Here is an 11,845-nt window from a genome sequence, read left to right as displayed (position 1 = left end):
TTTTATCATGCTTTTCCTTTCCGCGAACCATTGGTCCCCTCATGGAACGGCAAGGCGTCCGGCCGCAGCCGGACGCCTTGTTTTTACTTGTTTCCGTATGAAATATTTCCTGGCTCAGGCCTGGACAGCTTTCTTGGCGCTCATGCGCTGATAGAAGTAGACACCGCCCACAACCACAAGACCCACCACATCGGTGAGGGTACCGGGGATCATCATGCACAGGCCGCCGGCCGCGATGGCCACCCGGAACAGGGGGTTCATATGCTTGAACAAGAAGCCGTTCAGAGCCGCAGCCACACCGAAGATACCCAGCAGCGAGGTAATGCAGATCTGCACCACGGAGACGGGGATCATAGCGCCGCTGATGCCCACAGACTCGAACTCAAACAGCATTGCGGGGCTGAACGCAAAGATATAGGGCACGATGAACGCGGCGATGGCCAAGCGGGTGGCGTTGAGGGCCGTCTTCATGGGAGGCGCCTTGGCGATGGCGGAGCCGGCGTAGGCGGCCAGGGCCACGGGAGGCGTGATGTCGGCCACGATGCCGAAGTAGAACACAAAGAAGTAGGCACACACAGGAACAATACCAATGCGCTTATCCATCAGGATGGGGGCGCAAGTAGAGGCCATGATGCAGAAGTTAGCGGTGGTGGGCACGCCCATGCCCAGGATGATGCAGCAGATCATGGTCAGGAACAGGGCAATGATAGCCTTGCCGCCGGAGACCTTGACGATGGTGGTGATCAGCGTGGACGCCAGACCGGTGGTGGTAATGCAGCCGGCAACCAGACCGGCCATGGCACAAGCCACCGCCACGGTGATGACGCTCTTGCCGCCGGCCTCCAGGGCGTCCAGGAACTTGGTGACGGTAAACTGCTCAGAGGGCTCGTCGATATTGGCGGCCTTGTTCACAAAGTTATTGATGATGCCCACCACGATGGTGACCACGATGGCGATGGCGGCGGACATCTGCATGGTACGGGCTTGGGTAGCCACCAGGGCCACCAGCACCACCAGAGGCAGCAGCAGGTAAATCTTGGGCAGCAGCTTGCTGATCTTGGGGAGTTCGCTTCTGGGGATACCTTTCAGCCCCAGCTTCTTGGCCTCCAGATGGACGGCAATGTAGATGCCGGTGAAGTACAGCACGGCGGGCAGGATGGCCTTCAGGGCCACCTGAGCGTAGGGGATGCCCATGTACTCCGCCATCAGGAAGGCGGCGGCGCCCATGATGGGGGGCATGATCTGACCGCCGGTGGAGGCGGCAGCCTCAACGGCGCCGGCAAACTCGCCCTTGTAGCCGGTCTTCTTCATCATGGGGATGGTGACGGAGCCGGTGGTCACGGTGTTGCCCACGGAGGAGCCGGACACCATGCCGCACAGGGCGGAGGAGATGACAGCCACCTTGGCGGGACCGCCGGCAGAAGAGCCGGCCACGCAGTTAGCCAGGTTGATGAAGAAGTTGGAAATGCCGGTGCGTTCCAGGAATGCGCCAAAGATAATGAACACTACGATGTACTTCTGACACACGTTGATGGGGGTGCCCATGACGCCGCTGGTGGTGTAGAACAGGTCATAAATCACCTTGCCGAAGCGGACGCTGGAGAACGTGTAAATCAGCAGGGCGCCCAGCACACACAGGATGGGGATACCCACGCTGCGGCGGCACAACTCCATCAGCGCCAGAATACCGACGATGGCGAAGACCACCATCTTGGGGTCCTTGGTCACGCGGGTGGCAAGCTGAATCACCGAGTTGGCGTTGGCCGCGAAGTAGAAGAAGGGAAATGCGCCCACGACCATAATGAGAATATCGTACCAGGGCATGTAATTGACCTTGGTGATACCCTTTTTAATGGGGTAGTGCAGATAGCCCATGATCAGGATCAGGCCCAGGAAGATGTTCAGTTTCTGCTCGGGCAGAGTGGGCCAGCCCTTCAGCGTAGAGAAGATACAGTAGCAGGAGAAAGCGATGCCGATAATGCGAACAGCAGTCCTCTGCCAGCCCTCCCAGATGCGGGTATTGGATTCTCGGTCATACTTTTTCATGACCTCCTCAACATCAGCAGCGGTACCTACTCCAGAATCCTCTTCCAATTCCGGTTGTACCAATTTTTCTTTTTCCTTATCCATGTGCGTTCTCCTTTCTCCAAGCGGTTTTTCGAAACAACCACGGAACACATGCCTCCGCGTCCCGCCAAGGCGCGGACGCATCTGCTTCGAGGCCTGCCGGATTGAAAATTGTGGCTGCGGCGGGTGACCCGCCGCAGCCACCAGGCTTATTGCGTGATAAAATCGTTTTTCCTGCTTACTTGGCGGGGACGGTGATGCCCTTGTCAGCGAAGTAAGCCACAGCGCCGGGGTGATAGCCAATGGCAGTCACGGAAGCGGCGAAGTCCAGGTCCAGCTCAGCGGCCTTGCCGTGAGACAGGTTGGGGATATCCTCGAAGGTGCCGTACAGGAAGTTGTACACGTCAGCCTCGGACACGTCGTCACGGGCGATGACCACAGCGCCCACGGCCACGGTGGTGGCGTCCTCAGCGGTGCCGTACACGTCCTTGGCGATGGTGTTGGGGCTGTAGTAGGGGGAGGACTCGATCAGCTTGTCGATGTGCTCCTGATCCAGGCTGACCAGGGAGATCTCACGGCCGGAAGCCAGGTCGGTGACAGCGGTGGTGGGAGCGCCGGCCACGATGAAGGCGGCGTCGATCTGGCCGTCCTTCAGAGCCTCGGCGGAATCACCGAAGGACTGGTAGGTGGGAACGATGTCCTTCTCCACGTCCAGGCCATACACGCCCAGAACGTCAACGGCGTTGAAGTACACGCCGGAACCGGCAGCGCCGACGGAGACCTTCTTGCCGGCCAGGTCAGCAACGGTCTTGATGCTGGGGTCGACAGTGACGATCTGGACCTGCTCCATGTACAGGTTGGCCACGGTGGAGAAGCCGGTGCAGGCGCCGGTCTCAGCGAAGGTGCGCTCGCCGTTGAAGGCGTACACCATAACGTCGGACTGCACGAAGCCCAGCTGGGCGTCGCCGTCTTCCAGCGCCTGGATGTTGGCGGCGGAACCGCCGGAGCTGATGGCCTTGACAGAGGTGCTGGTCAGGTCGCCGACCTTGTTGGCGATGACGTTGCCAAATCCATAGTAAGTACCGGTCTCACCGCCGGTGGTGAAGGTCAGGCTGGTGCCGCCATCCTTGGGCGCGAGGCCATCGGAAGCGGGCTGGCTGGCAGAAGCGCTGGCGGAGCCGCCGGCAGAAGCGTTGCCGCTGGACGCGGCGGGCTTGTCATTGCCGCCGCAGCCGGCCAGGGCCAGGCTCATAATCATCGCGGCAGCCAGGGCGAGAGCAAGTTTCTTCTTCATGTTTCATTCCTCCAATTCATGATTCGAGTTGCTTCGTCACAATGTTTTCTCTTAGGGAACTACAGTTATTATACTGTACCTTGGACAAAAAAGCAATAGGCTTTTCTGACTTCCTTTTCACATTTGCACAATTTCCTTCGTTTTCAGGGAAAATATGCAGATATCCTCCCCTTGCGCTCTATATTTTGCAGGATATTCGTCATTTTTCTCCGTTTTACCTGTTCATATCCTCGTTTTGCACGTCCCGCCTCCACTTTTCCCCTTTTCCGACCGGCGTTTCAAGGTGTCCTCCACCGGCGGACGGCTCCAACAATCTGATATGCCGGCTCCGTTATTCTAATGCGCCGGTGGAAAAAATTTCGCAAAAAAACAGGCGCCGGCAGTTTTAGAAACGTGCCGCGCCTGTTGATTTTTTGTCATTCATTGGTCTCCAATCCAGTTTACACGCAGGTCTTCAATGCCTGGGCGATCTGGTCCGGACAGGAAGTAGCTTTCATCCCGCAGCGGATCCCCTCCATGCGTTGGATAGCCTCCTCTACTTTCATTCCCTTCATCAACGCGGAAAGTCCCTGCAGGTTTCCACTGCAGCCTCCTTCCACATCCAGGGAGCGGATGATCCCGTCCTCTACCTCAATGGTAAATTTTCTGGAGCAAACGCCTCGCGGCGTATATTGAAACGTCATATTCTCGCCACCTTTCTCCGGCATTTTAACACAGGCGGAGAAAAAACTCAAGGGGCGGTTAGCCATACCGGGGCGGCCTTGGAATCAGAAGCCGTTTTTCTTTCTTTGCAGCTGGAGTCGGTCGGCGATCATGGCGATGAACTCGCTGTTGGTGGGCTTGCCCTTGGCGTTGGAGACCGTGTAGCCGAAGTACTTCTGCAGGGTCTCCAGGTCGCCCCGGTCCCAGGCCACCTCGATGGCGTGGCGGATGGGTGTGCCTGTCGGCCCACAAAAAACGGCTTCGCTTCAAAACAGATTTGTTGCTTAATTTGCTGGTATGAACCACGACTGTTCATCGGGTTGTCCTAATGCTATCAGATGTTTTTGAATTCGTCAACTTCTAAGCCTATAAACTCTCAAAATTTGAAGTTTATTGGGGTATTTAAGTATAAATTGATCTCAACCATCAACTTTTGAAGACTTTCTTCAACTTTCCAACAAAAATTGAGAACTTTATAGTGTCCAGGAGTTAGAAACGAGTCTGCCGCAAGCCCTGCCCCCATGCCACCTTGAGTCCCGCTCCAAAGTTCGGTTTCCCCCGCCATCAATCAGCCTTAAACGAGAGGCTGATTTTTTCTTTTTATATTTCTTTGATGGTATAGTTATGTGCCATGTCAAGAGATGTAGTTTGGTATACTGGTATCAGAAAACAGGGGAACACAAAACCCAAACAAAATAACAAAGGAGAATACGAAAATGAAAAAGAAATCCAAGACTGGAATGACCGTTTCTGACTACAAGAAAATCCATGATATGATTATCGCCCTCTCCATCGATGCAGACGGTTATGGACTGTTCGATCGAATCAGTGAAGAAGATGTTGAAAAGTGCAAATGGATTGCCGCCATTCTGGAAACGCTGAACGATGTTCCTCTGAGCAGAGTTGAACACATTTTTGAGCAGAAGGAAATTGAGTTTGATTACGAAGAGTTCTGGTGCAAAAACTACAACGACTAATAGATTATATCCCTACAGGCTATTTTTAAGAAAGAAAAGGAGAATAACAATGAAGAAGTTTTTTACTGAAGAAGAGTTTGACGGTATGTCCGAGATGGTCTGCATGGCAATTGACGAGCATGGTTGGCTGTGTGACGATGGTCATTGGCTGACCGCCGAGGAACTGGCTCAGTGGACTGACGAAATGTTTGTGGAAGCATTCGCTCTGATCTATCCCCATCATGTTAAATAACCTCATCAACACCAAGTAAACAATTCCAAAAGGAAAAACAACACTGGTTCGTTTTTGTGCCAGGTTAAGAAATCAGGTTTGCTATACTAATATCAGAAACAAGGGGAACACAAAACCCCACAAAAAATCAAAATCAAAATATTAAAAGGAGATTACTACTATGACTACCAAGAATGCTATCCGCTACATCAACGACAACGAGGCTCAGGTTACCAAGGCTTTTGCCAAGAACGCTTCCATCTTCGGCACTGACGAGTTCAAGCAGTGGCGCGAGTACCTGACCTACTACCCCAACGCCAAGATGGTGACCAAGAAGATCAAGACCAACCCCGACAAGGTGAACATCACCAAGAACATGACCTACGAAAACATGGCTGCTTTCATCCGCGAGCAGGACGATGCCGAGGCTGTCATGGCAGAGTTCCAGAAGCAGATCAATCTCTCCAAGGTCAAGGCTAACCCCTACCGCGCAGTGCTGGCATGGTTCAAGAAGAAGTATTCCGATGTCAATGATTACATGGATTTCTTCGAGGAACTGGCTGCTAAGAACGCCGCAGAGAACGACATGTTTGCCGTTCCTACCGCTGCGAATCTCTAATCCGCCAACAAATACGAATCTAAATTAAGAAAGGAATTATGAATTATGGCTACTACTAAGAAGATTTCCGGTTATCGGATTGACTTTACTACCGACACTCTGATTATGAACTACAAGTTCTACGCCGCCTCTCAGCAGTATGGCTCTCCCGAATACAATCTGGTCAAGAGCATTACGAAAGACTTCCCTAATCTGACTGTCAGCGTTCAGGCTGGTCGAGAAGTCACTACCGCCAACAAGAATAAGCGTATGACCTATGAGAACATGAAAAAGCACATCGAAGCCTACGAGAATTCCGCCGATCTTCTGGACGTTTTTGAAACCGTCAAGGCTCTTTCCAAGCCGCTTGCCAATCCCCATAAGTTTGTTGCCGATTGGTTCAGAGCGCAGTTTCCTGATTACGCGGCAGTTCCTATCTTCAAAGACAATAAACTGTTTGTCCTTCCCAAGAAACCCGAAGAGCCCAACCCCAAGGTTTACAAGTTCAAGAAGACTAAAGAGGCTTCCTAATCCAGATGCAAAAAGCTGAGAGCTGTCCCCAAAACGCCTGTTTTTGATTTAATAATTAAAAAATGTTATAATATTTATATAAAACAAAAGAAAAGGAGATAGATTATGCCGTATACGGTTCCCAACCAGAGGGTTGTAACCATTCACCGAGAAAAGGCTCGATCCGACTTTCTCGGTATCAAAAATGAAAACTGGCAGTCCGCGGCGCGTGACCTCGGCGCTCATGCATTGCTGTTGTATCTGTACCTTGCATCAAACGCAGATGGATATGATCTTGCGCTCTCCCCTGCCGCCATTCGTCAGGCGGTAGGAATGGCACGATCAACCTACCACGATCAATTTGTAAGACTGATTGACAAAGGGTATCTGGTAGAAACAGGCGGAAACACCTATGATTTCTATGAAGTACCACAGACGCGCCCCGGAACACCCCTCAAAAAAGCGGTGTCGACAGACGGATTGAATTCTGAGGAATGTCCGAGCGCCGTCACAGACGGAGAGCCAGCCGTTCATTCTATACCGGGAGAGGATATAGAAATAAATAATACAACTATTCCAACAGATAACAACGGAATAAATAATAGGTATGGTCTGGAGATTACAAAGGAGGTAAAGATTCCAGAAGTGAAAGAAATACACATTAAATTACCAACAGCAGAGCCGAAAAAGACGCTCCTGCCAAAACCGGAAAAGAAGGAGTTTGTATTCTAATGGGCTACGCAGAAAATATGTATCAATGGCTGAAACGAAATGGGTATGCCGATAAATACGATCACGCGGGCATTTACTGCATCAAGATCGACAATATCATTGTTTACATCGGAAAGAGTACGAATATGCTCAGACGCGTGGCGGAGCATTACGCAGCCATCAAAGGACAAGAAACACGAAAATACCGCATCTTGGCGGAAGCATAGCGCAAAGGTCATTCCATCAACTTTGATGTGCTTTATGACGCAAAGGCACGCTATGCGTCTGCCATCAAAGAAGAGATCGGAGAAAAAGAGGGCGAATATATCAGGGCAAATCGTCCTGCTCTGAACACACAGATACCCAAAGCCGACAACTGGCGAAACTATGAAATCAATGAATTGGCAAGCACTATCACTCTATCCGAGATTTTACAGTAGCAAATACCGTAAATCCAAATAGAGCAGATTTCAGATAGAATGAGGGAGATTTGTCCCCCTCAATTTTTGTATGGAAAGGTTAGATAATATGAATTATTCAAAATTTCAAAATAGAAACATCCCCGAATACTACAACTGGATGCACTTGGACGGCTATACACCGTAGGAAATCCTATACGCTTGTCACAAAAAGATGCTGAAAGGCTATGATGACCGCATGGCAGCCGGGGAAGAAGCCGAGATCGGCGAAGTCAAGATCACAAGCGAGGTGAAGGTGAAATGAGTAGCCAGAAGGAAAAGGACAAGAAGAAAAAGAAACGTCAATCCCTATTGGAAGCGGAGCTGTTCAGGATCATGGAAAAGAGCCTGAAAGTCGCAATGGACAAGGCTCTGGACGATATATTCAGAGATTGGAAATAAAGCAAGGCGGGAGCCGTTCTGGAAAGAGCGACTTCCGCCTTTTTTCGTTTTCTGCCGTTTAACGACGAATATCCTAAAATAGTTACCGAATCGATTGAAAAAACGATCTTTTTTGATTTTTTAATAAAAATATATTATAATAAATACATAAAGTTAAGAAATAAAAAAATCAAAAAATGATAGGAGAAACAAAATGCCTAACTATTGCGACAACTACCTGTGGATTGATGGTCCTGCCGATGCTGTAAAGAACCTTATTGATTTTGTAAAATCCAATGAAAACAAGTTTGACTTCAACAAAATCGTACCTATGCCTGATTATATCTATCAGGGCCCTGTTGGCTCCGAAGAAAAAGCCCTCTATGGTGAAAACAACTGGTACGATTGGTCTTGTAAAAATTGGGGAACTAAGTGGAATAGCGTAGATGTTGAAGTCTATGATGACGAATTTCACTTCCTGACCGCGTGGTCTCCTTGTGATCCTGTTATTGCTGCGTTGGCAAGGCTGTTTCCCTCCATGCGCTTTACATACAGTTTTTATGAGTGCGGAATGTGCTTTTGCGGAAAGCGGATTTACGAAAACGGGAAAATAATTTTCTCTTTTGATGGAGATTACGCAGATAATCCTCTCTGCGAGGAAAACGATGAACAGGCCGACGAATACGCTCTTTCCGATCCTCTCTTCCCCATTAAAGATAGCGGCGTCTTTGAAGCAGTTCGGGATATTGAAAAACTTAGCGGCGTTACTCTTGGCAAGCTTTATTACAGGGAATATATGAATGGCAGAATCAGAGTGATGACTGATGGATGTTTTATCGCAAGTGAGAATTTCTCCTTTGAAGTTGTACCTGACCAGTTAACATCCGATTCCAAAGTTGCCTAAAAGATGTTCCATAGTTGAAGAAACTCTCTATCGTTCACAGCCAACAAAACCGTCTTCTGGATTAAAACCATCATTTAGCGGGAGCGTAGCCCACCCCAAATTTGAAACGGCAAGTAAAAAAATAATTTTTCCCGAAATAGCTAAGGATGTCCGCAAAAGGGTGTCAGTAATTCCCTGAACAAAATTTGCGCCAAAACAGGGCGATTTCTTTCTCTTTTGGAGCCTCCGCCGCCGTGCAGGAAACCAACTGTTTTATTGAACAGGCTCTTTCACATACTCCATCAGATCGGCAGGTTGGCAGTCCAGAACTTCACAAATCTTATCCAGTGCCTCTACTGGCAGGTGTTTGATGGCTCCAGTGCAGATTGCGGAGACTGTGGGCGGTCTGATGCCCGTCCGCTCCGCAAGCTCTTTCTGCGTCATGTCTCGCATGGCAAGCATAACCTTGACCTTGAACTTTATCATAGAAACCCTCCTTTTTCTACGAATGCATCATACTACGAATATCGTATTTGGTCAATACGGATAGCGAAAAAATCTTTTGAATTTCGTAAAATAAATTACGATAAACGTATTGACAAATTACGAATTTCGTAGTATTATATAGACAGTTAAGAGAGATCGGGTGGCTGCGACGGACGGGCCGAGGACGAATCGGATATTCCCTCTATAATCCCCCCGATCAAACGAAGAAAAGGAGAAATGAAAAATGAGCAAGAACGAAATGATTTCCATGATCGAGACCATGAACAACTACGACGATCTGGCTTCCAAGGCAAAGGCCAAGGCCGACGCCATCCGGGAGGCTATCAAGGAAGAGATGGTTCGGCAGAACACCGAAGAGTTGGTTGCCGGGGCTTACATCGTCCGCTTCACCAATGTGATCTCCAACCGCTTCGACAGCACCACCTTCAAGCGTCTGTATGCTGACCTCTACAAGGACTTCACAAAGCCCGTCAGCAGCCGCCGCTTCTCCGTATCCTGCTGATAAGAAAAACGCTCCACGGGCAACACAAAGCCCGTGGAGCGAGAAATAGGAGGGATTCAGGATGTATGTGCTGAAAGATTTGTGGGAGGGCAATATCACTCCCGCCGATAGAGGGTATCGAAAGGGAAGCCCGTATGCGAGGCTTATCCATCAGGCAAACGAGAGCGAGGACGAGTTTTACAACCACCTGTCCGATGCCGGGAAGCAGGCGTATCAAGTCTATTGCGATCAACAGGCACACGTTGAAGATGTGAAAGACTGTGATACCTTCATCCGTGGTTTTCGGTTAGGGGCAAGGATGATTCTGGATGTGGTGGGGGACTACAATTCTCCTATGGTTCAGATCAACGAATTGAATACGGCGGAGTAATTCTCCGCCGCACTCCCCCAAATTCGTATAATCCAGATAATACGAACACCAAAACCCAGCATTTATGCGGAAATCAGGCGGACGCCGCAAACAAACGAACTTGATCGCCTGATTTTACGAACTTTCTGCTTTTGGAGGCGGCTATGAACAAGAAGACAAAGGCTCTCACCACGGAGCAATACAAAGAGATTATCCAAACCATGAAAGAGGGCTTTTGCGGTTGCCGCCCCAATGAGCGTGTTGCGACGGCCCTTGTGTTGGAAGGGAATCTTGGCTTGCGGATTAGCGACATTGTAAAACTCCGCCTCTGTGACATCGTTTTGGACGGTGGCAGATACCGCCTTGAGATCGTGGAGCAGAAGACCGGGAAGAGGCGCATTTTCACGGTGCCTCTGGTGATCCAGCAGTACATCGAAAACTATTGCCTGCGGAACGGCATCCGCCGCGACGAACGGATTTTTCCTTTGACCGAAAGAGCCATCCAGAAGCAGTTGAAAATCGTCTGCGACTATCTGGGCTTTGAGGGCATCAGCACTCACAGCTTCCGTAAATGGTACGCTACGGAGATTTACAAAAACAGTGGCTACGACATTGCCCTTGTCCAGCGGCTTTTACAACACAGCTCCGCCGCCGTCACTCAGCGCTACATCGGCATTGAGCCGCAGAGGATTGAAGCGGCAATAGAGGGACATGCACAGCTTTTGTAATCTTTTTCTTTTAGATAGAAAAACAGGGAACCAAATGGCTCCCTGTTTTTTAGTATGTGGTATTACTCACTACTCAGAGCACGATACAGAAATGTCACAATCTGAGCGCGGGTGCAGTTGTTGTTAGGGCCAAAGGTAGTTGCGGTAGTACCGGCAGTAATACCGTTCTCGACGGCCCACAGAACCGCATCATAGTAGTAAGCCCCGACAGCAACATCGGCGAAGGGATTCACAGCTTCACCGGCGGGAGACTTCTGAGAACGCCACAGGAAGGTAACAATCTGAGCGCGGGTGCAGTTGTTGTTAGGGCCAAAGGTAGTTGCGGTAGTACCGGCAGTAATACCGTTCTCGACGGCCCACAGAACCGCATCATAGTAGTAAGCGCCATCGGCCACATCCTCGAAGGGCATCTCAGTGCTCTTAGGCTCGGGAGAACCAGCAGTACGCCACAGGAAGGTCACTGCCTGGGCACGGGTGCAGGTAACGTAGGGGCTAAAGGTCTTCGCACTTGTGCCGGAAGTAATTCCCTCACCATCAGCCCAAATCACGGAGTCAAAGAAATAATCATCTTCCGTTACATCAACGAACGGATTTTGGGGCTGCTCCGGTTTTGCAGGTCTGGAGGGTCTGGACGGTCTAGAGGGGCCGGGTCTCGAAGATCCAGAGGACGAATAGTTCGGATTCCTTGTGCCACAATCATTTGCGCAATATTCGCGGTTATTGCTAAAATCATGGCCAAGAGGATTGCCATCAGTTGCGCCACAGTGTTCACAGGTCTTGGGAGTATCGCAATCGGCGGCTACCCATGTGTGACCCAGAGCTTCGCCCTCGGTTGCGCCGCAAACAGAGCAGGTCTTGGGGGTATCGCAGTCGGCATCCTTCCAGTCATGGCCAAGAGGATTACCATCAGTTGCACCGCAGCGTTCACAGGTCTTGGGGGTATCGCAGTCGGCATCCTTCCAGTCAT

The 11,845-nt window shown here is 50.2% G+C and carries 16 protein-coding genes and 1 pseudogene; 11 read left to right on the top strand and 6 right to left on the bottom strand.

The window, feature by feature from the left end; translation table 11 throughout:
* Nucleotides 1–114 precede the first annotated feature (114 nt).
* The 4 genes and pseudogenes from I6E39_RS01420 to I6E39_RS01405 all read right to left on the bottom strand — a co-directional run.
* On the bottom strand, nucleotides 115–2,130 hold the full coding sequence (locus I6E39_RS01420) for a TRAP transporter permease (RefSeq protein ID WP_235379525.1): 2,016 nt from the start codon (nucleotides 2,128–2,130) through the stop codon (nucleotides 115–117).
* A gap of 175 nt (nucleotides 2,131–2,305) precedes the next feature.
* Nucleotides 2,306–3,361 (bottom strand): TAXI family TRAP transporter solute-binding subunit, encoded by a 1,056-nt coding sequence (locus I6E39_RS01415; RefSeq protein WP_235379524.1) that lies wholly within the window; start codon nucleotides 3,359–3,361, stop codon nucleotides 2,306–2,308.
* A 440-nt stretch (nucleotides 3,362–3,801) separates the two neighbouring features.
* A complete protein-coding gene (locus I6E39_RS01410) occupies nucleotides 3,802–4,044 on the bottom strand; it encodes a TIGR03905 family TSCPD domain-containing protein (RefSeq protein WP_235379523.1) in 243 nt (80 codons plus the stop codon).
* Nucleotides 4,045–4,128: 84 nt separating this feature from the next.
* Nucleotides 4,129–4,293 (bottom strand): annotated as a pseudogene (locus tag I6E39_RS01405) (sporulation initiation factor Spo0A C-terminal domain-containing protein); the annotation flags it as partial.
* 486 nt (nucleotides 4,294–4,779) lie between these two features.
* Between I6E39_RS01405 and I6E39_RS01400 the strand changes: the two are divergent.
* From I6E39_RS01400 to I6E39_RS01365, 8 genes are all read left to right on the top strand, one after another.
* Nucleotides 4,780–5,040 (top strand): hypothetical protein, encoded by a 261-nt coding sequence (locus I6E39_RS01400; RefSeq protein ID WP_235379522.1) that lies wholly within the window; start codon nucleotides 4,780–4,782, stop codon nucleotides 5,038–5,040.
* Nucleotides 5,041–5,089: 49 nt separating this feature from the next.
* Nucleotides 5,090–5,272, top strand: coding sequence for a hypothetical protein (locus I6E39_RS01395; RefSeq protein WP_235379521.1), 183 nt, complete (start codon nucleotides 5,090–5,092; stop codon nucleotides 5,270–5,272).
* Nucleotides 5,273–5,432: 160 nt separating this feature from the next.
* The gene (locus I6E39_RS01390; RefSeq protein WP_235379520.1) at nucleotides 5,433–5,870 is read left to right on the top strand and encodes a hypothetical protein; all 438 of its coding nucleotides are present in this window, start codon (nucleotides 5,433–5,435) and stop codon (nucleotides 5,868–5,870) included.
* A gap of 45 nt (nucleotides 5,871–5,915) precedes the next feature.
* Complete coding sequence (locus I6E39_RS01385) at nucleotides 5,916–6,380, top strand: hypothetical protein (RefSeq protein ID WP_235379519.1); 465 nt, start codon at nucleotides 5,916–5,918, stop codon at nucleotides 6,378–6,380.
* Nucleotides 6,381–6,485: 105 nt separating this feature from the next.
* Entirely contained in the window at nucleotides 6,486–7,091 is a 606-nt protein-coding gene (locus I6E39_RS01380) for a hypothetical protein (RefSeq protein ID WP_235379518.1), read from the top strand.
* A complete protein-coding gene (locus tag I6E39_RS01375) occupies nucleotides 7,091–7,297 on the top strand; it encodes a GIY-YIG nuclease family protein (RefSeq protein WP_235379517.1) in 207 nt (68 codons plus the stop codon). Before I6E39_RS01380 ends, I6E39_RS01375 begins: the two co-directional genes overlap by 1 nt.
* A gap of 492 nt (nucleotides 7,298–7,789) precedes the next feature.
* Nucleotides 7,790–7,930: a hypothetical protein gene (locus I6E39_RS01370; protein WP_235379516.1), complete on the top strand. Its 141-nt coding sequence runs from the start codon at nucleotides 7,790–7,792 to the stop codon at nucleotides 7,928–7,930.
* A gap of 193 nt (nucleotides 7,931–8,123) precedes the next feature.
* A complete protein-coding gene (locus I6E39_RS01365; RefSeq protein ID WP_235379515.1) occupies nucleotides 8,124–8,813 on the top strand; it encodes a DUF1281 family ferredoxin-like fold protein in 690 nt (229 codons plus the stop codon).
* A gap of 252 nt (nucleotides 8,814–9,065) precedes the next feature.
* On the opposite strand, the gene I6E39_RS01360 is transcribed toward I6E39_RS01365, so the two are convergent.
* On the bottom strand, nucleotides 9,066–9,278 hold the full coding sequence (locus I6E39_RS01360) for a helix-turn-helix domain-containing protein (RefSeq protein WP_235379514.1): 213 nt from the start codon (nucleotides 9,276–9,278) through the stop codon (nucleotides 9,066–9,068).
* A gap of 244 nt (nucleotides 9,279–9,522) precedes the next feature.
* Here I6E39_RS01360 and I6E39_RS01355 point away from each other — a divergent pair, with 244 nt between their 5' ends.
* The 3 genes from I6E39_RS01355 (at nucleotide 9,523) to I6E39_RS01345 (ending at nucleotide 10,878) form a co-directional block, all read left to right on the top strand.
* Entirely contained in the window at nucleotides 9,523–9,801 is a 279-nt protein-coding gene (locus I6E39_RS01355) for a hypothetical protein (protein ID WP_235222425.1), read from the top strand.
* Nucleotides 9,802–9,862: 61 nt separating this feature from the next.
* Entirely contained in the window at nucleotides 9,863–10,171 is a 309-nt protein-coding gene (locus tag I6E39_RS01350; protein WP_235379513.1) for a DUF6809 family protein, read from the top strand.
* A 143-nt stretch (nucleotides 10,172–10,314) separates the two neighbouring features.
* Nucleotides 10,315–10,878 carry a tyrosine-type recombinase/integrase gene (locus tag I6E39_RS01345; RefSeq protein ID WP_235379512.1) on the top strand — a complete coding sequence of 188 codons (564 nt, stop codon included), beginning with the start codon at nucleotides 10,315–10,317 and terminating at the stop codon, nucleotides 10,876–10,878.
* Nucleotides 10,879–10,940: 62 nt separating this feature from the next.
* Here I6E39_RS01345 and I6E39_RS01340 read toward each other — a convergent pair.
* Nucleotides 10,941–11,845, bottom strand: a 905-nt coding sequence (locus tag I6E39_RS01340; protein ID WP_235379511.1) for an S-layer homology domain-containing protein, incomplete at its 5' end; no start/stop codon positions are given.

Origin of the sequence: Pseudoflavonifractor phocaeensis, assembly GCF_021531375.1 — a bacterium.
Lineage (GTDB): Bacteria > Bacillota > Clostridia > Oscillospirales > Oscillospiraceae > Lawsonibacter > Lawsonibacter phocaeensis_B.
The sequence above is the reverse complement of the archived record's forward strand: the minus strand, read 5'-3'. Positions and strand labels throughout refer to the sequence as shown.